The 20,121-nt window shown below is 62.8% G+C and carries 20 protein-coding genes; 6 read left to right on the top strand and 14 right to left on the bottom strand.

The features are described from left to right. Positions 1-94: 94 nt before the first annotated feature. Positions 95-412, bottom strand: coding sequence for a hypothetical protein (locus ACW9H9_RS09875; RefSeq protein ID WP_457342965.1), 318 nt, complete (start codon positions 410-412; stop codon positions 95-97). Between the two features lie 263 nt (positions 413-675). Between ACW9H9_RS09875 and leuS the strand changes: the two genes are divergently transcribed. The 5 genes from leuS to ACW9H9_RS09850 all read left to right on the top strand — a co-directional run bounded on the left by leuS (position 676) and on the right by ACW9H9_RS09850 (position 6,693). Then, on the top strand, positions 676-3,282 hold the full coding sequence (leuS, locus tag ACW9H9_RS09870) for a leucine--tRNA ligase (RefSeq protein ID WP_457342964.1): 2,607 nt from the start codon (positions 676-678) through the stop codon (positions 3,280-3,282). An 89-nt stretch (positions 3,283-3,371) separates the two neighbouring features. After that, positions 3,372-3,977, top strand: coding sequence for an LPS-assembly lipoprotein LptE (locus ACW9H9_RS09865; protein WP_457342963.1), 606 nt, complete (start codon positions 3,372-3,374; stop codon positions 3,975-3,977). Between the two features lie 39 nt (positions 3,978-4,016). After that, positions 4,017-5,054: a DNA polymerase III subunit delta gene (holA, locus tag ACW9H9_RS09860; RefSeq protein ID WP_457342962.1), complete on the top strand. Its 1,038-nt coding sequence runs from the start codon at positions 4,017-4,019 to the stop codon at positions 5,052-5,054. An 87-nt stretch (positions 5,055-5,141) separates the two neighbouring features. Then, positions 5,142-5,306, top strand: a complete 165-nt coding sequence (arfA, locus tag ACW9H9_RS09855) for an alternative ribosome rescue factor ArfA (RefSeq protein ID WP_322614968.1) — start codon at positions 5,142-5,144, stop codon at positions 5,304-5,306. A 61-nt stretch (positions 5,307-5,367) separates the two neighbouring features. Next, positions 5,368-6,693: a lytic murein transglycosylase gene (locus tag ACW9H9_RS09850; RefSeq protein ID WP_457342961.1), complete on the top strand. Its 1,326-nt coding sequence runs from the start codon at positions 5,368-5,370 to the stop codon at positions 6,691-6,693. Positions 6,694-6,727: 34 nt separating this feature from the next. On the opposite strand, the gene ACW9H9_RS09845 is transcribed toward ACW9H9_RS09850, so the two are convergent. The 13 genes from ACW9H9_RS09845 to ACW9H9_RS09785 all read right to left on the bottom strand — a co-directional run bounded on the left by ACW9H9_RS09845 (position 6,728) and on the right by ACW9H9_RS09785 (position 19,193). Continuing rightward, complete coding sequence (locus ACW9H9_RS09845) at positions 6,728-7,660, bottom strand: S66 peptidase family protein (RefSeq protein ID WP_457342960.1); 933 nt, start codon at positions 7,658-7,660, stop codon at positions 6,728-6,730. Between the two features lie 133 nt (positions 7,661-7,793). After that, complete coding sequence (gene lipA / locus ACW9H9_RS09840; RefSeq protein ID WP_457342989.1) at positions 7,794-8,795, bottom strand: lipoyl synthase; 1,002 nt, start codon at positions 8,793-8,795, stop codon at positions 7,794-7,796. Positions 8,796-8,821: 26 nt separating this feature from the next. Beyond that, complete coding sequence (gene lipB, locus ACW9H9_RS09835; RefSeq protein WP_457342959.1) at positions 8,822-9,469, bottom strand: lipoyl(octanoyl) transferase LipB; 648 nt, start codon at positions 9,467-9,469, stop codon at positions 8,822-8,824. Further along, entirely contained in the window at positions 9,469-9,744 is a 276-nt protein-coding gene (locus ACW9H9_RS09830) for a DUF493 domain-containing protein (RefSeq protein WP_457342958.1), read from the bottom strand. The genes lipB and ACW9H9_RS09830 overlap by 1 nt, the downstream gene beginning before the upstream one ends. 84 nt (positions 9,745-9,828) lie before the next feature. Next, a complete protein-coding gene (locus ACW9H9_RS09825) occupies positions 9,829-10,986 on the bottom strand; it encodes a D-alanyl-D-alanine carboxypeptidase family protein (RefSeq protein ID WP_457342957.1) in 1,158 nt (385 codons plus the stop codon). A 184-nt stretch (positions 10,987-11,170) separates the two neighbouring features. Then, a complete protein-coding gene (locus ACW9H9_RS09820) occupies positions 11,171-12,166 on the bottom strand; it encodes a septal ring lytic transglycosylase RlpA family protein (protein ID WP_457342956.1) in 996 nt (331 codons plus the stop codon). Continuing rightward, positions 12,166-13,176 (bottom strand): lytic murein transglycosylase B, encoded by a 1,011-nt coding sequence (gene mltB, locus ACW9H9_RS09815; RefSeq protein WP_457342955.1) that lies wholly within the window; start codon positions 13,174-13,176, stop codon positions 12,166-12,168. The genes ACW9H9_RS09820 and mltB overlap by 1 nt, the downstream gene beginning before the upstream one ends. A 17-nt stretch (positions 13,177-13,193) precedes the next feature. Beyond that, positions 13,194-14,297 carry a rod shape-determining protein RodA gene (gene rodA / locus ACW9H9_RS09810; RefSeq protein ID WP_457342988.1) on the bottom strand — a complete coding sequence of 368 codons (1,104 nt, stop codon included), beginning with the start codon at positions 14,295-14,297 and terminating at the stop codon, positions 13,194-13,196. A 31-nt stretch (positions 14,298-14,328) separates the two neighbouring features. Then, positions 14,329-16,227, bottom strand: a complete 1,899-nt coding sequence (mrdA, locus tag ACW9H9_RS09805) for a penicillin-binding protein 2 (protein WP_457342954.1) — start codon at positions 16,225-16,227, stop codon at positions 14,329-14,331. Between the two features lie 15 nt (positions 16,228-16,242). Beyond that, on the bottom strand, positions 16,243-16,710 hold the full coding sequence (gene rlmH / locus ACW9H9_RS09800; protein ID WP_003185785.1) for a 23S rRNA (pseudouridine(1915)-N(3))-methyltransferase RlmH: 468 nt from the start codon (positions 16,708-16,710) through the stop codon (positions 16,243-16,245). 9 nt (positions 16,711-16,719) lie between these two features. Then, positions 16,720-17,214, bottom strand: a complete 495-nt coding sequence (gene rsfS / locus ACW9H9_RS09795; RefSeq protein WP_457342953.1) for a ribosome silencing factor — start codon at positions 17,212-17,214, stop codon at positions 16,720-16,722. 69 nt (positions 17,215-17,283) lie between these two features. Continuing rightward, entirely contained in the window at positions 17,284-17,928 is a 645-nt protein-coding gene (gene nadD / locus ACW9H9_RS09790) for a nicotinate-nucleotide adenylyltransferase (RefSeq protein WP_457342952.1), read from the bottom strand. Continuing rightward, entirely contained in the window at positions 17,928-19,193 is a 1,266-nt protein-coding gene (locus ACW9H9_RS09785) for a glutamate-5-semialdehyde dehydrogenase (RefSeq protein ID WP_457342951.1), read from the bottom strand. The genes nadD and ACW9H9_RS09785 overlap by 1 nt, the downstream gene beginning before the upstream one ends. Positions 19,194-19,369: 176 nt before the next feature. On the opposite strand from ACW9H9_RS09785, the gene ACW9H9_RS09780 reads away from it, so the two are divergent. Beyond that, positions 19,370-20,053, top strand: a complete 684-nt coding sequence (locus ACW9H9_RS09780; protein ID WP_457342950.1) for a DNA-3-methyladenine glycosylase — start codon at positions 19,370-19,372, stop codon at positions 20,051-20,053. The last annotated feature ends 68 nt before the right edge of the window (positions 20,054-20,121 follow it).

The raw sequence follows: 20,121 nt of genomic DNA, 5'->3' as shown, positions 1-20,121 counted from the left end.
ATCTCCAAAGATGCCCGAAGCCTAAGACGTAACGGCGTTAAAGGACAACCTTACAAACACCCCCAGCACAGCGCCCTGCACGCGTGCCGGCGTGTCACTTGAACTGCACGGCCCGTAACTTTTCCTGGCCACGAACGGCCGGCAAGTCCCGAAGCCAGACCACCTTGGCCGAACGCGAGGCCTCAGCGATTGGCGGGGAGGCCATGCCGTGAGGAGCCGAGTGGTGGTTCAACGCCAGGTACACCTTGATCCATTCCAGTTCTGCCTGGCTCAAGCCACGCAGTTCCAGCTCCAGAGGCCGCTCGTCACGCAATCGGCCTGCCGTTCTTGCGGCGTCCAGTGCCCGACCCAAACGGTCGATCAGTCCTTCGTACAACTCGGGTTTCGTTAAAGTTCGCTGCGAATCAACCATCCCCTCACCTCATTGAAGATAAGAACCACTCCCCACTACACAGCGTAGTCCCGGCGGCTACGCCTGCCCGTCGCCGCGACCAACGGCCTGCGCGGTGTAATCAGGGTTTCCCTCGATACATTGGGGTCATGTATGCTACGGCGCTTCCTGTAAATCCACTTCCCGCAGGGGACGGGCACGGACGCGCCGCTTTTTGGGTGTCGATCAGCCTTAACCTTGCACCGAAGAGGATGAGGCCACCCCTATTCAGTTCAAAAGTAGCCATGCACGAACAATATCAGCCCCGTGAAATAGAAAATGCCGCCCAAACTTTCTGGGACGAGCAAAAGTCCTTTGAAGTCAGCGAACAGCCAGGCAAGGAAAGCTTCTACTGCCTGTCGATGTTCCCTTACCCCAGCGGCAAGCTACACATGGGGCACGTGCGTAACTACACCATCGGCGACGTGATTTCCCGCTACCAGCGCATGCAAGGCAAGAACGTCCTGCAACCCATGGGTTGGGATGCCTTTGGCATGCCGGCGGAAAACGCCGCGATGAAGAACAAAGTCGCCCCCGCCAAGTGGACCTACGAAAACATCGCCTACATGAAAACCCAGCTGCAAAGCCTGGGCCTGGCGGTGGACTGGTCCCGCGAAGTCACCACCTGCAAGCCGGATTACTACCGCTGGGAACAATGGCTGTTCACCCGCCTGTTCGAGAAAGGCGTGATCTACCGCAAGAACGGCACCGTTAACTGGGACCCGGTAGACCAGACCGTACTGGCCAACGAGCAGGTGATCGACGGCCGCGGCTGGCGCTCGGGCGCGGTGATCGTCAAGCGCGAGATCCCGATGTACTACTTCAAGATCACCGCCTATGCGGATGAACTCTTGTCGAGCCTCGACGACATGCCCGGCTGGCCCGAGCAGGTCAAGACCATGCAACGCAACTGGATCGGCAAGTCGCGCGGCATGGAAGTGCAGTTCCCTTACAACGTCGACTCCGTCGGCACTGCCGGTACGCTCAAAGTCTTCACCACCCGCCCCGACACGCTGATGGGCGCGACCTACGTCGCCGTGGCCGCCGAGCATCCGCTGGCCACCCAGGCGGCGCAGAATAACCCTGAGCTGCAAGCGTTCATCGCCGAATGCAAAGGCGGCAGCGTGGCCGAAGCCGACGTCGCCACCCAAGAGAAAAAAGGCCTGCCGACCGGCCTGTTCGTGGAACACCCGCTCACCGGCGAAACACTGCCTGTGTGGGTCGCCAACTACGTGCTGATGCACTATGGTGATGGCGCGGTAATGGCCGTGCCGGCCCACGACGAACGTGACTTCGAATTTGCGACCAAGTACGACCTGCCGATCAAGTCGGTGGTGCGCACCAGCTCCGGCGACGCCAACCCTGCCCCGTGGCAAGACGCCTACGGCGAGCACGGTACGCTGATCAACTCCGGCGAGTTCGACGGCCTGGACTTCCAAGGCGCCTTCGACGCCATCGAAGTGGCGCTGATCAAGAAAAACCTCGGCGCCTCGCGCACCCAGTTCCGCCTGCGTGACTGGGGCATCAGCCGCCAACGCTACTGGGGCTGCCCGATTCCGATCATCCACTGCGAAAGCTGCGGTGACGTGCCGGTGCCAGAAGACCAGTTGCCGGTGGTGCTGCCTGAAGACGTCGTGCCGGACGGCGCGGGCTCCCCGTTGGCGCGCATGCCCGAGTTCTATGAGTGCGCCTGCCCTAAATGCGGCGCACCTGCCAAGCGCGAAACCGACACCATGGACACCTTCGTCGAGTCGTCGTGGTACTACGCCCGCTACGCCTCGCCGCACTATGAAGGCGGCCTGGTGGAAAAAGCCGCGGCCGACCACTGGCTGCCGGTGGATCAGTACATTGGCGGTATCGAACACGCCATCTTGCACCTGCTGTATGCGCGCTTCTTCCACAAGCTGATGCGCGACGAAGGCCTGGTGAGCTCGAACGAACCGTTCAAGAACCTGCTGACCCAGGGCATGGTGGTGGCCGAGACGTATTTCCGCTCGCTGGAGAACGGCGGCAAGGACTACTTCAACCCCGACGACGTCGAAGTCGAACGCGATGCCAAGGCCAAGATCGTTGGCGCCAAGCTGATAAGCGACGGCCTGCCGGTGGAAATCGGCGGCACGCAAAAGATGTCCAAGTCGTTGAACAACGGCGTCGACCCGCAATCGATGATCGAGCAGTACGGCGCCGACACCTGCCGCTTGTTCATGATGTTCGCTTCGCCGCCCGACATGAGCCTGGAGTGGTCCGACGCTGGTGTCGAAGGCGCGCACCGCTTCCTCAAGCGCGTCTGGCGCCTGGCCCATGCCCACGTAGGCCAAGGCCTGCCCGGCAAACTGGACCTTGGCAGCCTGAGCGACGCGCAGAAAGTCATCCGCCGCAGCACCCACCTGGCCATCAAGCAAGCCAGCCAGGACGTGGGCCAGAACCACAAGTTCAACACCGCCATCGCGCAAGTGATGACCCTGATGAACGTACTGGAAAAGGCCCCGCAAGCCACCGAGCAGGACCGTGCCCTGGTGCACGAAGGCCTGGAAACGGTCGCTCTGCTGCTGGCCCCGATCACGCCGCACATCAGCCACGAGCTGTGGAACCGCCTGGGCCACACGGGCGCCGTGATCGACGCGGGCTGGCCGGTGCTGGACGACAGCGCGCTGGTACAGGACACGCTGCAACTGGTCATCCAGGTCAACGGCAAACTGCGCGGCCAGATCGACATGCCCGCCAGCGCCAGCCGAGAAGAGGTCGAAGCGGCCGCACGCACCAATGAAAACGTGCTGCGCTTTACCGAAGGCCTGACGATCCGCAAAGTGATCGTGGTGCCCGGCAAACTGGTCAATATCGTCGCTAGCTAATCGGATCGGGCGCAGGGCTTGGGCCCTGCGCCGAACAAAACCTTTCGGGCCTCCAGAAGGCCCACATGGTTTCAAGGGGAGCAACAAAAATGATCAAACGCAACCTGCTGGTGATGGGCCTTGCCGTGCTGTTGAGCGCTTGCGGCTTCCAGCTGCGCGGCACCGGCACCACTGAACTGGCGATCAAGGAACTGGACGTCAGCGCCCGTAACGCTTACGGCGAAACCGTGACGCAACTGCGCACCGTGCTGGAAAGCAGCGGCGTCAAGGTCTACACCGGCGCACCTTACAAGCTGGTGCTGGTCAACGAACAGGAAACCGAACGCTCCCTGAGCTACGCCAGTGCCGGCCGTGCTTCGGATAACGAGCTGAGCACCGCGCTCAACTTCGAGATCCAGGGCCGTGACCACCTGCCGTTGATGGGCGACAAGATCCAAGTGCAGAAAGTCGTGAGCCACGACGGCAACAACCTGGTGGGTTCGGACTCCGAAGTCACCCAGGTGCGCAAGGAAATGCGTCGTGAACTGGTGCAGCGCATGGTATTGCGCCTGCAACTGATCACCCCGACGCAGCTCGATACCCTGCAAAAGCAGGCCGATGCCAAGGCCCAGGCGGATGCCGATGCGCTGAAAGCCGCGCAAGAGTACGAGAACAACACGCCACAACAATCGCCTGTTGAAGTACCCGTCGAGTAAGCCAGACGGGGCGCACCCAGCGCCCCGTTTGCCCGCCTTATGAAACTCGCCCCCGCCCAACTCGCCAAACACCTGCAAGGTGGCCTCGCGCCTGTGTACATCGTCAGCGGCGATGACCCGCTGCTGTGCCAGGAAGCCGCCGACGCCATCCGCACCGCGGCGCGCCAGCAGGGTTTTGACGAACGCCAAGTGTTCAGCGCCGACGCCAATTTTGATTGGGGCACGTTGCTGCAAGCGGGCGCGAGCATGTCCCTGTTCGCCGAGAAACGCCTGCTGGAACTGCGCCTGCCTTCGGGCAAGCCGGGCGACAAGGGTGCCGCGGCCTTGATGGAATATTGCGCCCGGCCCGCCGAAGACACGCTGCTGCTGATCAGCCTGCCCAAGCTCGACGGCAGCGCGCAGAAGACCAAGTGGGGCAAGGCCCTGGTAGACGGCGACCAGACCCAGTTCATCCAGATCTGGCCAGTGGACAGCAACCAGTTGCCCCAGTGGATCCGCCAGCGCCTGTCACAGTCCGGGTTGTCCGCCAGCCAGGACGCGGTGGAACTGATAGCCGCACGCGTGGAAGGCAATCTGCTGGCGGCCGCCCAGGAAATCGAAAAGCTCAAGCTGATGGCCGAAGGCGGGCAGATCACTGTGGAAACCGTGCAAGGTGCGGTGGCCGACAGCGCACGTTTCGACGTCTTCGGGCTGGTGGATGCCGTACTCAACGGCGAAGCCGCCCACGCGCTGCGCATGCTCGAGGGCCTGCGGGGCGAAGGCGTGGAGCCGCCGGTGATTCTCTGGGCGCTGGCCCGGGAACTGCGGGTGCTGGCCACTATCTCGTTGCAATACAGCCAGGGCACACCGCTGGACAAGGCCTTCAGCCAGGCCAAGCCGCCGGTGTGGGACAAGCGTCGGCCATTGATGAGTAAAGCGTTACAACGTTATTCAGCGTCGCGCTGGGCCCAGTTGCTTTTGGAGGCCCAGCACATCGATGCGCAGATCAAGGGCCAGGCGGCGGGATCGCCGTGGATGAGCCTGAGCCGCTTGTCACTGCTGATGTCTGGCCAACGCCTGGCATTACCGTCGGAATAAGCCCACAGGCTGCCGGGCTGGACAGCTGCCGCACTTAGGCAGATGATGCGCTGCGCACCACCCTTCCCCCCCCTGTGAGTACCGATCATGAGCAAAAAGCCATCCAAGCATGGCCCCAACAAGGCCAAATCCATCATCGCCCAGCCGTTGTTCCGCAGTCGCCAGGAACGTCCCGGCAAAGGCAAAGGCAGCTACCGCCGCGAAGCCTTCCAGTCTGACAACTGGGAGGCTTCTTACTTTCTGGCCGCCTGAAGGCAAGCGCCCCTCTGGCATGATAAGGTCTGTGCCTGATTCGTATTTCCTGGACCTGTGCATGCCCTCTAGTCTTTCCCGTCGTTGGCACCTTCGCCAACTGATCGCTGCCTCCAGCCTCATTCTGTTAGTCGCCTGCGCCGAAAAACCCACAGCAGCCGATGCCCAACCGCTGCCCACGCTGAAGACCGCCCCGGTTGCCGCGCCTGCCGTCGTCGCGCCCCTGGCCGTGGAAAACCTTGATATCCAGCCCACCCAAACCTTCGCCGAATGGATGGCGGGCTTTCGCGTCGACGCCCTGAAAGCCGGCATCGCGCCCCAGGTGTTCGACACCGCCTTTGCCAATGTCACCCCGGACATGGCGGTGATCCGCGCCGACCGCAGCCAGCCGGAATTTTCCCGCCCGGTGTGGGAATACCTCGACGGCGCACTGTCGCCCGTGCGCGTGCGTAATGGCCAGTCGCTGCTGGTCAAGTACGCCGACACCCTGCAGCGCATCGAAGACCGCTACGGCGTCGACCGCCAGGCGCTGGTTTCGGTGTGGGGCATGGAAAGCAACTTCGGCCAGTTCCAGGGCAACAACTCAGTGATCCGCTCACTGGCGACCCTGGCCTACGAAGGCCGCCGCCCGGCGTTCGCCCAGGCGCAATTGCTGGCGGCGCTGCAGATCATCCAGCACGGCGATATTTCCGCCGACCAGATGCGCGGCTCCTGGGCCGGCGCCATGGGCCAGACCCAGTTCATCCCGACCACCTACAACACCCACGCGGTGGACTTCGACGGCGACGGGCGCCGCGATATCTGGAACAGCCCGACCGACGCCCTGGCCTCCACCGCGCATTACCTGCAAAGCTCCGGCTGGCAAAAAGGCCAGCCATGGGGTTTTGAGGTGCAGCAGTTGCCGCAGAACTTCGACTACGCCCTGGCCGACGGCAGCGTACGCAAACCCGTGGCCGAATGGCTGCGACTGGGTGTCCAAGTGCCGGCCGGCGCGAGCGTGCCGCCCAATACCAGCCAGCTCTCCGCAGCCCTGCTGTTACCGGCAGGCTACCGTGGCCCGGCGTTCCTGGTGCTGGACAACTTCCGTGCGATTCTCAAGTACAACAACTCCTCGTCCTACGCACTGGCGGTAGGCTTGTTGTCGGAACGCTTCGGGGGTGACGGTATGATTCGCGGAACATGGCCGAAGGACGAACTGCCATTGACCCGCTCGCAGCGCATCGAATTGCAGACCGTACTCAACGCCAGTGGCTATGACGCTGGCAACCCGGACGGAATCATCGGCGCCAATACCCGCAAGGCGATTCGTGCCTCGCAGCAATCACTGGGCTGGCCCGCCGACGGGTATCCCACGGTGAAATTGCTGGAGTCGTTGCGCAACCGTTAAGACAGTGCGCCCACGCACCGCGTGGGCGTATGCCTCAGCGCAGCACCACGGCCTGCTCCAGCACCAGCCGTTTCTCCCCGGCATCCAGCCGTACCATGGCGCCGATCGGCAAGGTCAGGTTCGGATCGCAATGCCCGCTGCGCCAGCCAGCCAGCACCGGAATGCACAATGGCTCGAAGGTCTGCTTGAGCAAGCGCTCAAGCCCGGCGGTGTCCACACCGGCCACATCTCCCACCAGCACACCGGCCACTTGGGCGAGCTTACCGGCCAGGCGCAAATGGCTGAGCAGACGGTCGATACGATAAAGGGGCTCGTTGACGTCTTCGATCAGCAAGATGATGCCCTTGGCCTCGATTTCGTAGGCGGTGCCCATACAGGCCGCGATCATCGACAAATTGCCGCCCACCAACCGCCCCCGGGCAATGCCGGGCTCAATGGTGGTCAGAGGGTACGCCACCGGGTGGGCCAGCACGCTGCCAGCCTTCACTTGCCCGCGCAGCATGCTAAACAGCGAAGCCTCGGTGGGCGGCTTTTTCTCACCTAAAAGATCGGCGTTGAGCATGGGCCCGTGAAACGTCACGAAACCGGCATACCGATTGATCGCCAGGTGCAGCGCGGTGATATCGCTGTAGCCGACGAAGGGCTTGGGGTTGGCGCGGATCAGGTCGAAGTCCAGGCGATCGAGCAAGCGCGGGGTGCCGTAACCACCGCGCAGGCAAAAGATCGCGTCGATACGCGGGTCGGCGAAGGCGGCATGCAAGTCGTGCAAACGCACGTCATCGCTGCCCGCCAGGTAACCGTCACGCTCGTGCACGCCCGCAAATACCCGCAGCTCGTAACCTCGGGCGCGCATCCATTGCCTCGCCTGGTCGATGTCCAGGTCGGCAGGCCCGGCAGGGGCAATCAACCCGATCGTGCCTTCGGGGCGCAGGGCGGGTACCGCAGAGGTAGTGAATTGAGTCGTCATCCATGGATCTCCCGGTGTGGTTTGCCCCAGGCACTCTAGCCAGCAATGGTTGCAAATTGAAGAGGATCAGGCCCATGAAAAATGGGGGAGCGGACAAGCCGGCTCCCCCATTGGAAGGTGCAACACGCGACGATCAGGAAACCAGGCTGGCCTTGACCAGTTTGGCCTGCTCGTCGGCGTGGTACGAAGAGCGCACCAACGGGCCGGACGCCACGTTCTTGAAGCCCATCTTGTAGCCTTCCTCGGCGAACCAGGCAAAGGTGTCTGGGTGCACGAAACGCTGCACCGGCAGGTGGTTGCGCGACGGTTGCAGGTATTGGCCGAGGGTGAGCATGTCGATGTCATGTTCGCGCATGCGCTTCATCACTTCGATGACTTCTTCGTCGGTTTCGCCCAGGCCCAGCATCAAGCCGGATTTGGTCGGGATGTGCGGCATCATCTGCTTGAATTTTTGCAGCAGGGTCAGCGACCACTGGTAGTCCGACCCCGGACGCGCGGCCTTGTACAGGCGCGGTACGGTTTCCAGGTTGTGGTTGAACACATCCGGCGGCTCGGCGGCGGTGATCTCCAGCGCCACGTCCATGCGCCCACGGTAGTCGGGCACCAGGGTTTCGAGCATCACGTTGGGCGACAGCTTGCGGATTTCGCGGATGCAGTCGGCAAAGTGCTGGGCGCCGCCGTCACGCAGGTCGTCGCGGTCTACCGAGGTGATCACTACGTACTTGAGCTTGAGGTCGGCGATGGCAATGGCCAGGCTTTCGGGTTCATTGACGTCCAGTGGCTTCGGACGGCCGTGACCCACGTCGCAGAAAGGGCAACGACGGGTACAGATGTCGCCCATGATCATGAACGTGGCGGTGCCGCCAGAGAAGCATTCGCCCAGGTTCGGGCAGGACGCTTCTTCGCACACGCTGTGCAACTTGTGTTTGCGCAGCAGCGACTTGATACGGTCGACTTCCGGCGAAACCGGGATGCGCACGCGGATCCAGTCGGGTTTCTTCGGCAGTTCGGTAGTGGGGATGATCTTCACCGGGATGCGTGCAACCTTCTCGGCGCCGCGCAGCTTGACGCCGGCTTCCACCTTGGCACGCGGGGCCGGGGCCGGACGCTCGGTAATGTCCAGCGTCGGGATCATGGTTTGCACAACATCAGTAGTCATAATCAGTCGATTCCGCCCGTCAGGGTCGTCTGCTCTGCATAGTCGAGGTGTTTGACGAGCTGCGCACGCAGCCGGGCACTTACCTCGGCAAATTCTATCGGTGTTGCATGGTCACTTAGCTGGGTCATGGCCAGCCCCGCGTAACCGCACGGGTTGATCCGCCGAAACGGCGCCAGGTCCATGTCCACATTCAGGGCCAGGCCATGAAAGGAACAGCCGTGGCGAATGCGCAACCCCAGGGAAGCGATCTTCGCGCCGTCCACATACACACCCGGCGCATCGGGCTTGGCCGCGGCGGTGACGCCGTAACTGGCCAATAACTCGATGAGGCAGGCTTCCATGCGGCTGACCAGGTCACGCACGCCGAAACCCAGCTTGCGCACATCCAGTAACAGGTACGCCACCAGCTGGCCGGGCCCATGGTAAGTCACTTGGCCACCTCGGTCGACCTGCACCACCGGAATATCCCCCGCAAGCAGCACGTGCTCGGCCTTGCCGGCCTGCCCCTGGGTAAAGACCGGCGGGTGTTCCACCAGCCAGATTTCGTCCGGGGCCGAGGTGCCGCGTTCGTTGGTAAAGCGTTGCATCGCATGCCAGACCGGCTCGTAGGCCATCCGGCCGAGCTCGCGAAAGCCCAGGACCTGTGACATCACAGCACCATGTGCACGAAGCCGGTGGCCCGCAGTTCGCTGTTGATGTTGTAGAGCTGGTCTTGATCGGTGGCCAGGATATACAGCTGGGTCGTGGTGTATTTGCCCGTGCTGCTCTGGCGCTCGACGGTCTTGCTCAGGTTGATCTGGGCGTGCTTGGACACGATCGCGATCACTTCGGCTTCCCGGCCCACGCCCGTATCGCTGATCACTTTGATCGGATAGTCGGCCTGGGGGAATTCGATCTTTGGCGCCTTTACTTCTTTATCGGTCATGGCGTAACGGCCTCGTAAGCGTAAGCCGTGGCGACGGGCAAAGCCCCGCGTCGGATCAACGCGGGGCTTTGCAGGTGCACACTATCAGTTGAACAAGCTGTAGAAGAATAGACGGATGCTATCCCACAGGCGGCGGAAGATACCACCTTCATCGACAGCGTCCAGCGCGATCAGATCGGCGCTGTGTACCACCTTGTCGTCCAGTTTCACTTCGACTTTACCGATGACGTCGCCCTTGGCGATCGGCGCCACCAGTTGCGGCTTCATGGTCATGCTGGCAGCCAGTTTCTTGAGCTGGCCTTTAGGCATGGTCAGGGTCAGGTCTTCTGCCAGGCCAGCCTTGACCTGATGCTCGGTGCCTTTCCACACCGGCGCCTGGGCCAGTTCAGTGCCCTTCTGGTAGAAGGTCTGGGTTTCAAAGAAGCGGAAGCCGTAGGTCAGCAGCTTTTGCGTCTCGGCCGCACGGGCCTGTTCGCTGTTGGTGCCGAACACCACCGCGATCAAACGCTGGCCGTCACGCACAGCAGAAGACACCATGCAGTAGCCCGCTTCGTCGGTGTGGCCGGTTTTCAGGCCGTCGACGGTCTTGTCGCGCCACAGCAGCAGGTTGCGGTTAGGCTGCTTGATGTTGTTCCAGAAGAACTCTTTTTGCGAGTAGATCGCGTAGTGCACCGGGTCGACGCGAATGATCGCGCGCGCCAGCAGCGCCATGTCGTGCGCCGACGAGTAGTGCTCGGGGTTCGGCAGGCCGGTCGGGTTCATGAAGTGGCTGTTGCTCATGCCCAGGTCGCCAGCGGTCTTGTTCATCATGTCGGCGAACGCGTCTTCGCTGCCGGCGATGTGCTCGGACAGCGCCACGCTAGCGTCGTTGCCAGACTGGATGATGATGCCGTGCAGCAGGTCGCTCACGGTGACTTGCGAACCCACCTTGATGAACATCCGCGAACCGCCGGTACGCCAGGCGTTCTCGCTGACCGTCACCGGATCGTTCTCGCCGATCTGGCCGCGACGGATTTCCAGGGTCGCGATGTAGGCGGTCATCAGCTTGGTCAGGCTGGCCGGGGGCAGGCGCTGGTCACCGTTGTTCTCGACCAGCACGTTGCCGCTGGCGGCATCCATGAGCACCCAGGACTTGGCGGCGAGTTGCGGGGCAGCCGGCATCATTTCCACGGCCCAGGCGGCCGGGGTGATGATCAGCGAGATAAGCAGGCACGTACGTTTGGCTAAGGTGGTGATGTTCATCCGTCTCTCGAAATTGCTAATGGAAACTTGCCCTCGCGGGCAAAACTATTCAGACAGCCCGTCGCCAGACTGTCGCGTGTTCGGTTGCCTGCCCACCCCTTGCCCCCGGGTTTTTATTGTTCACGAGCCAACAACCAGGGTTCGGGCCCGCGGGGGCGGGCCTGAACCGTCAAACCGGTATTGCTTATTCTGCGGTGACCACACTGGGTTGCCCCAGGTTGGCCATGCGCACGCTGTTCTGCACTTGCGCGATTTCACTCGGCGAGCCGATCGGCCCCATGCGCACCCGGTGCAGCGTTTGCTGGTTACGCACGATGGAGCTGATAAATACCGGCGCGCTGACCATGCCGCTGAGTTTGGACCTTAGCAGCTCTGCCGCATCCGGGTTGGCGAAAGCGCCGACTTGCAGGTATTGCCCGCCCGCCATCGAACCACCCGGCGCCGCCTGGGGCACGGCGACCGTGTCCGGGGCATGCTGTTGCGGCGGTGGCGTCCATTGTTCAACCTTGCCCGCCTGGGCGATTTGCGGCTGCGGCGTCTGCGGCTCGTTGAGCATCAGCGGCGCCGGCTTGCCACGGGCGGCCCAGTATTGCGCCGGGTCGATGCCTTCGACCTTGACCCGGGCAGTGCCGGTTTCGGCGTAACCGAGTTTTTTGGCGGCGGCGTAGGACAAGTCGATGATGCGGTCCGAATAGAACGGCCCACGGTCGTTGACCCGCAGGATCACCGTGCGGTTGTTGTCCAGGTTGGTCACGCGCACATAGCTGGGCAGCGGCAGGGTCTTGTGGGCCGCGCTCATGCCGTAGAGGTCGTAGACCTCACCGTTGGCGGTGTTCTGGCCATGGAACTTGGTGCCGTACCAAGACGCGGTGCCCGACTGCACATAGGTCTTGGAGTCTTGCAGCGGGAAATAGGTCTTGCCCAGCACGGTGTACGGGTTGGCCTTGTAGGGGCCGGTGTGCAGGGTCGGCGTGGCGTCCGGGATGCGCGAGACGTCCACATCCCACCACGGCGCGCCGTCTTTGTGGGCGCGGTTGATGTCCAGGCCCGGCTGGGAACGCACGGTATTACCCGAGTACTGTTGCGATGGCGCACGACTGGTCGAGCAACTGGCCACCAATAACGACAATGCCGCGAATGCCAGCAGCTTCAGGGGTTTGTGGATCGGCGATACCGGCATTACTTGACGCCCCGTGCTTGGACCAGCATGTCTGACAGTTGATGCACGGCCATGGCGTACATCACGCTGCGGTTATAACGCGTGATTGCGTAGAAATTCTTCAGGCCCATCCAATATTCGGGGCCGTTCTCGCCTTCGAGGCGGAACGCCGTGACCGGCATATCGTCGCGCAGCGCATTCTGACTTGACCAGCCCAGCGCCCGCAACTCCCCGACGGTCTTGGCAGGCTCGATGCCCTGGGTCAAGCCTTCGTCGGCCCGCTCCCCCGTTACGCTTGCGCGGATGACCACCGGTTCACCGGCCACCCAACCATGGCGTTTGAAATAGCTGGCAACACTACCGATGGCATCATCGGGGTTGCTCCAGATATTGATGTGGCCGTCACCGTCGAAATCCACCGCGTAAGCGCGAAAGCTGCTCGGCATGAACTGCGGCAAGCCCATCGCACCCGCGTAGGAGCCTTTGAGCGTCAGCGGGTCGACTTGTTCTTCACGGGCCAGCAACAGGAACTCACGCAGTTCCTTGCGGAAAAACTCGGCGCGCGGCGGGTAGTCGAACCCCAGAGTCGACAGCGCATCGATCACGCGGTAGCTGCCGGTGTTGCGACCGTAGAAGGTTTCGATACCAATGATTGCAACGATCACCTGGGCCGGCACGCCGTATTCCTGCTCGGCGCGGGCCAGGGCCGCTTCGTTCTGGCGCCAGAAGTCCACACCCCGCGCCACGCGGGCGTCGGTCAGGAACATCGGGCGGTATTCCTTCCACTGCTTCACGCGCTCGGCGGGCCGGGAGATGGCGTCCAGAATCGCCTGTTTGCGCTGGGCTTCACGGAACACGCCCATCAGTTGCTCACCGGCAAAACCGTAGTCGCGGGTCATCTCACCGACAAATTCGGCGACCTGGGGCGAGCCGTCGTAGTCACCGGCCAGCGCCTCCTGAGCCGCGCCCAGCAGGCCCACAAAGCCGACACAGGACGCATACCGAGTCGCCCAGCCGCGCATTACTTGCATTGACATCTTCACCTTATTCAAACCTGCGCGATCCATTTGCGATGCGTGTGGATCGACATCAAAACCCCAAACGCTGACAGCAAAGTCACCAGCGAAGTTCCGCCGTAGCTAATGAAAGGCAACGGCACCCCCACCACCGGCAACAGGCCACTGACCATACCGATGTTGACGAAAACATACACAAAAAACGTCATGGTCAGGCTGCCCGCCAACAACTTGCCAAACAGCGTCTGCGCCTGGGCAGTGATCACCAGGCCACGCCCGATCAGCAGCAAATAGATCAGCAGCAACGCACAGATACCCACCAGGCCGAACTCTTCGCCCATCACCGCGATGATGAAGTCGGTGTGGCTTTCTGGCAGGAAGTCCAGGTGCGACTGGGTGCCCATCAGCCAGCCCTTGCCAAACACCCCGCCCGAGCCGATGGCTGCCTTGGACTGAATGATGTTCCAGCCGGTGCCCAACGGATCGCTTTCGGGGTCGAGGAAGGTGAGGATCCGTTGCTTCTGATAGTCGTGCATGAAAAAGAACCACATGGCCACGGCCACCGGCACCGCCGCCGCCAGCACGCTGAGGATCCAGCGCCAGCGCAGCCCGCCCATGAACAACACGAACGCCCCGCCCGCCAGGATCAACAGCGAGGTGCCGAGGTCGGGCTGACGCACGATCAGGATAAACGGCACGCCGATCAGGATCAGGCTGATCCCCACGTGCTTGAGCTGCGGCGGCAACGTGCGCTTGGACAAGTACCAGGCAATGGTCGCGGGCATCAGGATCTTCATGAATTCCGACGGCTGGAAGCGAATCACCCCCGGGACGTTGATCCAGCGGGTGGCGCCCATGGCGTTGTGCCCCATGACGTCCACCACCACCAGCAGCAACACCCCGGCCACGTACCCCAGCGGCACCCAGCGCGCCATGAAACGCGGCTCCAACTGCGCGATCACCACCATCGACAGCAGGCCCAGGCCAAACGACGACGCTTGCTTGATCAGCAGGTCCCAGTTCTTGCCACTGGCCGAATACAACACAAACAGGCTGCCCGCCGCGAGGGTCAGCAGCAGGATCAGTAAAGGGCCATCAATGTGCATGCGCTGCAACAAGGTCGCGCGGCGACGCATCACATCCTCGCTGGACAGGATGCGGTCAAAATTACTCTTCACGGGCCGTAACCTCGGTGCTTGAAGGGGGGCCGCCATACTCGGGCTTGAGCCTGCCATTGTCGTCCAGCAGCCAGGCGTCCATGACCTGGCGCACCACGGGAGCCGCCACGCCGGAACCGGACTCACCGTTCTCGACCATCACCGCCACCGCTATTTTGGGCGCGTCGGCCGGCGCAAAACCAACGAACAAGGCGTGGTCGCGGTGCCGCTCCTGAACCTTGGAGCGGTCGTATTTCTCGCCCTGCTTGATGGCCACGACCTGGGCCGTACCACTCTTGCCAGCGATGCGATATTGCGCACCGATCGCCGCCTTGCGCGCCGTGCCGCGCGCGCCGTGCATCACCTGCTGCATACCGTGGTTGACCTTGGTCCAGTCGCTTGGGTCGCGCAGCACAATGTCGGCGATCGGGTTGTCATCGGCGGGCCGCACGCCTTCGACGGTCTTGGCCAGGTGCGGCCGGTTCCACACCCCTTTACTGGCTACCAGCGCCGTGGCCTGGGCCAGTTGCAGCGGCGTGGCCTGCATGTAGCCCTGGCCGATCCCCAGGATCAGGGTTTCGCCCGGGAACCACGCCTGACGGCGCGTGGCGCGCTTCCACTCGCGGGACGGCATCAGCCCGGGGGATTCTTCAAACATGTCCAGGGACACTTTCTGACCCAGGCCGAACTTGTTCATGTAGGTCGACAACCGATCGATGCCCAGCTTGTGGGCCAAGTCATAGAAGTAGGTGTCGTTGGACCGCATGATCGCCGTGTCCAGGTCGACAAAGCCGTCGCCGGTGCGGTTCCAGTTCCGGTACTTGTGGTCGTAGTTGGGCAGCATGTAGTAACCGGGGTCGAACACTCGGCTGCTGGCCGTCACGACGCCTGCATCGAGGCCCGCGATGGCCACCGCTGGCTTGATGGTCGAACCCGGCGGATACAGGCCGCGCAGCACACGGTTGAACAAGGGCCGGTCGATGGAGTCACGCAGCTCGGCATACGCCTTGAAACTGATCCCGGTCACGAACAGGTTCGGGTCGAAACTGGGCTGGCTGACCATCGCCAGTACTTCGCCGGTACTGGGGTCCAGCGCCACCACCGCCCCCCGGCGGCCGCCCAGGGCCATCTCTGCAGCTTCCTGCAGTTTGATGTCCAGGCTCAGCACGATGTCTTTGCCGGGAATCGGGTCGGTGCGCTTGAGCACCCGCAACACGCGGCCACGGGCGTTGGTTTCGACCTCTTCGTAACCCACCTGGCCGTGCAGCTCCGCCTCATAAAAGCGCTCTACGCCGGTCTTGCCGATATGGTGGGTGCCGCTGTAATTGACCGAGTCGAGGGTTTTGAGCTCTTTCTCGTTGATGCGCCCCATGTAGCCGACCGAGTGGGCAAAGTGCGGCCCTTGCGGGTAGTGACGCACCAGTTGCGCCACCACTTCCACGCCCGGCAGGCGGAACTGGTTCACCGCGATCCGCGCGATCTGCTCTTCGGTCAGCTCAAACAGGATCGGCACCGGCTCGAACGGCCGGCGCCCCTGTTTCATGCGTTTTTCAAAGATCGCCCGGTCTTCCGGCGTGAGCTGCAGCACGTCCACGATCACGTCGAGAATCTGCTGCCAGTCGCCGGACCGCTCGCGGGTCATGCTCAGGCTGAAGCTGGGCCGGTTGTCCGCGACCACCACGCCGTTGCGGTCGTAAATAAGCCCACGGGTCGGCGGAATCGGTTGCACGTGCACCCGGTTGTTTTCCGACAGCGTGGAGTGATAGTCGTACTGGATGACCTGCAAAAAATACAGGCGGGCAATCAGCACGCCCAGCAATGCCACCACCAGGATCGCGCCAAACACCACCCGCGCGCGTACCAGACGTGCGTCTTTCTCGTGGTCCTTGATGCGGATTGGCTGGGTCATCAGGCAGGGCGCAGATTATTTGTGGTAAGGGTGCCCGGACAAGACTGTCCAGGCGCGATACAGCTGTTCACCGATCAGGATTCTTACCAGCGGGTGCGGCAGCGTCAGCGGCGACAGCGACCAGCGCTGGTCTGCCCGCGCGCAGACTTCCGGCGCCAGCCCCTCGGGGCCGCCCACCATGAAGTTGACGGTGCGCGAGTCCAGGCGCCAGCGGTCCAGTTCCACCGCCAACTGCTCGGTGCTCCAGGGCTTGCCGTGCACTTCCAGGGTCACGATCCGCTCGTTGGGGCCCACCTTGGCCAGCATGGCTTCGCCTTCCTGGCGAATGAAGCGCGCCACATCGGCGTTCTTGCCACGGGTATTGAGCGGTATTTCCACCAGTTCCAGCGCAAGCTCGGAGGGCAGGCGCTTGGCATATTCATGCCAGCCTTCTTCCACCCACTTGGGCATGCGTGAACCGACAGCAATCAGACGCAGGCGCACAGCCGTTCCTTATTCCTGGTCTTTGTTGAGTTTGTCGAAGTGCGCGTGGCCCACTTCCGGGCTGTGGTGCTTGCCATCGACGGCGCGGCTTTGCTCGGCACCTTTCCACAGACGCTCCAGGTCGTAGAACTGGCGGGCGTTGCTGGTCATCATGTGCACGATCACGGTGTCCAGGTCGGCCAGCACCCAGTCGCTGTCGCCCTTGCCTTCTTCGCCCAACGGCTTGACGCCCTGGGCCTTGACGGCTTCGCGAACCTTGTCGAGCATCGCGCCGATCTGGCGGTTGGATGTACCAGTGGCGATGATCATGAAGTCGGTGATGCTTTGCTTGTCACGCACGTCCAGCACCTGGATGTCCTGGGCCTTCACGTCTTCCAGCGCAGCCACGGCCAGCGCTACCAGCGCTTCGCCTTCAGGGACCGGGCCAACCTGGGCCTCGGCCGGCAGCGGGGCGCTCTTGAAGGTGCCTTTGCGCTTAACTTTGCTTACGTCTTTGTTGGTCATAAAAAACTCGTTTTGCTCATGTATTCGCACGCCTGGTACACGACGGTTCGTGTCTTCAAGCGCGCCTGTTCAGTTCGACGCACGGTACAGACCGTGCGCATCGATGTAGGCCAGGACCGCGTCGGGCACCAGGAAACGTACCGACTTACCGCTGGCCAGCAGTTGACGGATCTGGGTGGCAGACACCGCAAGCGGGGTTTGCCAGACGAATGCAATATTCCCGCTCGGCCCGGTCAGGGCCTGTGGGTCACTTACCGAGCGCGCTGCCAGCAGGTTGCGCAAGGCATCCGGCGATTCGCTGTCGGCATCCGGGCGTTGCAGCACCAGGATGTGGCAATGCTGGAGCAATTCGTCCCAGCGATGCCAAGAGGGCAGGCCGCAAAATGCGTCCCAGCCCAAAAGTAGAAACAACTGGTCATCAGCGGCCAGCTCGGCCCGCATCAGTTCCAGGGTGTCGACAGTGTAAGACGGTTTGTCGCGCTTCAACTCGCGGTCGTCCACCACCAGGGGCGCTATGCCCGCCACGGCGCAGCGCACCATCGCCAGGCGGTCTTGCGCCGACACCTGTGGCACGTCGCGGTGCGGCGGACGGGCGTTGGGCACCAGGCGCAACTCGTCCAGCCCGAGGGCGTCCGCGACTTCCAGGGCACTGCGCAAATGGCCGATGTGCACGGGGTCGAATGTGCCCCCGAGCAGCCCGATGCGTTTACCCATCAAGTGCGCACATGGCCATCACCGAACACCACGTACTTCTCGCTGGTCAGGCCTTCCAGGCCGACCGGGCCGCGTGCGTGGAGTTTGTCGGTGGAAATACCGATCTCCGCACCCAGGCCGTACTCGAAACCGTCGGCGAAGCGCGTCGAGGCGTTGACCATGACCGAAGCGGAATCCACTTCGGTGAGAAAACGCCGGGCATCGCTGAAATGCTCGGTGACGATGGCGTCGGTGTGCTTGGAGCCGTAGGTGTTGATGTGCTCGATGGCCTGGTCCAGGTCATCGACGATGCGGATCGACAGGATCGGCGCCGTGTATTCGGTGTACCAGTCCTGCTCGGTGGCCTCGATCACGTCGCTGCCGAGCAACGCCCGGGTACGTGAACAGCCGCGCAGTTCAACGCCTTTGTCCCGGTAGATGGCAGCCAGCGGCGGCAACACACGCTCGGCAATGCCCGCGTGCACCAGCAGGGTTTCCATGGTGTTGCACGGGGCGTAGCGGTGGGTCTTGGCGTTGTCGGCGATGCGGATGGCCTTGTCGAGGTCGGCGGCCACGTCGATGAAGACGTGACACACGCCGTCCAAGTGCTTGATGACCGGCACCTTGGCGTCACGGCTCACACGTTCGATCAGGCCCTTGCCACCCCGCGGCACGATCACGTCGACAAACTCGGGCATGGTGATCAACGCGCCCACGGCCGCACGGTCGGTGGTTTCGACCACTTGCACCACGTCAGCCGGCAACTCGGCCACGGCCAGGCCCTGCTGGATACACGCGGCGATGGCGCGGTTGGAGTGGATGGCCTCGGAGCCGCCGCGCAGGATGGTCGCATTGCCGGACTTGAGGCACAGCGCCGCCGCGTCGATGGTCACGTTGGGACGCGACTCGTAAATGATGCCGATCACGCCCAGGGGCACGCGCATCTTGCCGACCTGGATGCCGGACGGCAGGTAGCGCATGTCGCGGATTTCACCGATGGGGTCAGGCAGCTTGGCCACCTGACGCAAACCTTCGATCATGTCGTCGATGCGCGCCGGGGTAAGCGCCAGGCGATCGAGCAGGGCCGGTTCCAGACCATTGGCCTGGCCGTTGGCCAGGTCCTGCGCGTTGGCGGCGACGAGCTCGGTGCGCGAGGCATCCAAGGCGTCAGCGGCGGCCAGCAGTGCACGGTTCTTCTGCGCCGTCGTCGCGCGGGCGATCAACCGCGAGGCCTGACGGGCAGCGCGACCCAGGCGGGTCATGTAGTCGAGAACGGACTCAGTCATGGTCGGGTGGGATCTTGGCAGAGAGGAAAGCGGCAGATTATAGCTGTGACGCGGTCCTACGGACAGCGGTGAGGGGCGGATGGTCGAAATGAACTGTAAAAATCCGATGTTCAGCCGGAATTAAGGCGGGACTTGTTATCATCCTGTCACATTTAACCGGGCCACCCTCCACTGCCATGTCCAGTTTTTCCCCTCCGCTGCCCGCAAGCCCCCTGCCTGACGGCTTTTTCGACCGGGACCCGCAAGTGCTTGCGCAAGGCCTGCTGGGCAAAGTCGTGCGTCATCGTGTCGGGGACCTGTGGCTGTCGGTGCGCATCATCGAAACCGAAGCCTATTACCTGGCCGAAAAAGGCAGCCACGCCTCGTTGGGCTACACAGAAAAACGTAAGGCTTTGTTTCTGGATGGCGGGCACATCTATATGTACTACGCACGGGGAGGCGACTCGTTGAACTTCAGCGCACAGGGCCCGGGCAATGCCGTGCTGATCAAGTCCGCTTACCCGTGGGTGGACAGCGTATCGGGCCCAGCCAGCCTGGCGCAGATGCAACTGAACAACCCCGATGCCAGCGGCGCGCCGCGCCCCGCGCACAAGCTGTGCGCGGGCCAGACCCTGCTGTGCAAGGCGCTGGGGTTGAAGGTGCCGATGTGGGACGCCAAGCGCTTCGACCCGCAGGCGTTGTACGTCGAGGACGTGGGACAAACCCCGAGCCGCATCATCCAGACCACGCGACTGGGCATCCCCAGCGGGCGTGATGAACACCTGATGTACCGCTTTGTCGATGCCGACTATGCCCCCCACTGCACGCGGAACCCGCTGCGTCGGGGCCAAGTCGAAGGGCGCGACTATTTTTTAATCTGAAATGACTGAACGGCCTGCGCCGGGGAATCACGCATCAACCCCCAGCAGGCCGTCACACATGGAGTTGA

This window comes from Pseudomonas sp. SDO5215_S409 (assembly GCF_054071325.1).
The sequence above is the reverse complement of the archived record's forward strand: the minus strand, read 5'-3'. Positions and strand labels throughout refer to the sequence as shown.

Bases quoted from the DNA above. Each gene is read 5' to 3' on its own strand.
- ACW9H9_RS09865 (WP_457342963.1), top strand. From the start codon at position 3,372: ATGATCAAACGCAACCTGCTGGTGATGGGCCTTGCCGTGCTGTTGAGC.
- nadD (WP_457342952.1), bottom strand. From the start codon at position 17,928: ATGGGTAAACGCATCGGGCTGCTCGGGGGCACATTCGACCCCGTGCAC.
- mltB (WP_457342955.1), bottom strand. From the start codon at position 13,176: ATGCAAGTAATGCGCGGCTGGGCGACTCGGTATGCGTCCTGTGTCGGC.
- arfA (WP_322614968.1), top strand. From the start codon at position 5,142: ATGAGCAAAAAGCCATCCAAGCATGGCCCCAACAAGGCCAAATCCATC.
- ACW9H9_RS09785 (WP_457342951.1), bottom strand. From the start codon at position 19,193: ATGACTGAGTCCGTTCTCGACTACATGACCCGCCTGGGTCGCGCTGCC.
- rodA (WP_457342988.1), bottom strand. From the start codon at position 14,297: ATGCGTCGCCGCGCGACCTTGTTGCAGCGCATGCACATTGATGGCCCT.
- lipA (WP_457342989.1), bottom strand. From the start codon at position 8,795: ATGATCCCGACGCTGGACATTACCGAGCGTCCGGCCCCGGCCCCGCGT.
- ACW9H9_RS09820 (WP_457342956.1), bottom strand. From the start codon at position 12,166: ATGCCGGTATCGCCGATCCACAAACCCCTGAAGCTGCTGGCATTCGCG.
- ACW9H9_RS09845 (WP_457342960.1), bottom strand. From the start codon at position 7,660: ATGACGACTCAATTCACTACCTCTGCGGTACCCGCCCTGCGCCCCGAA.
- ACW9H9_RS09780 (WP_457342950.1), top strand. From the start codon at position 19,370: ATGTCCAGTTTTTCCCCTCCGCTGCCCGCAAGCCCCCTGCCTGACGGC.
- ACW9H9_RS09830 (WP_457342958.1), bottom strand. From the start codon at position 9,744: ATGACCGATAAAGAAGTAAAGGCGCCAAAGATCGAATTCCCCCAGGCC.
- lipB (WP_457342959.1), bottom strand. From the start codon at position 9,469: ATGTCACAGGTCCTGGGCTTTCGCGAGCTCGGCCGGATGGCCTACGAG.
- ACW9H9_RS09850 (WP_457342961.1), top strand. From the start codon at position 5,368: ATGCCCTCTAGTCTTTCCCGTCGTTGGCACCTTCGCCAACTGATCGCT.
- rsfS (WP_457342953.1), bottom strand. From the start codon at position 17,214: ATGACCAACAAAGACGTAAGCAAAGTTAAGCGCAAAGGCACCTTCAAG.
- ACW9H9_RS09875 (WP_457342965.1), bottom strand. From the start codon at position 412: ATGGTTGATTCGCAGCGAACTTTAACGAAACCCGAGTTGTACGAAGGA.
- leuS (WP_457342964.1), top strand. From the start codon at position 676: ATGCACGAACAATATCAGCCCCGTGAAATAGAAAATGCCGCCCAAACT.
- ACW9H9_RS09825 (WP_457342957.1), bottom strand. From the start codon at position 10,986: ATGAACATCACCACCTTAGCCAAACGTACGTGCCTGCTTATCTCGCTG.
- holA (WP_457342962.1), top strand. From the start codon at position 4,017: ATGAAACTCGCCCCCGCCCAACTCGCCAAACACCTGCAAGGTGGCCTC.
- mrdA (WP_457342954.1), bottom strand. From the start codon at position 16,227: ATGACCCAGCCAATCCGCATCAAGGACCACGAGAAAGACGCACGTCTG.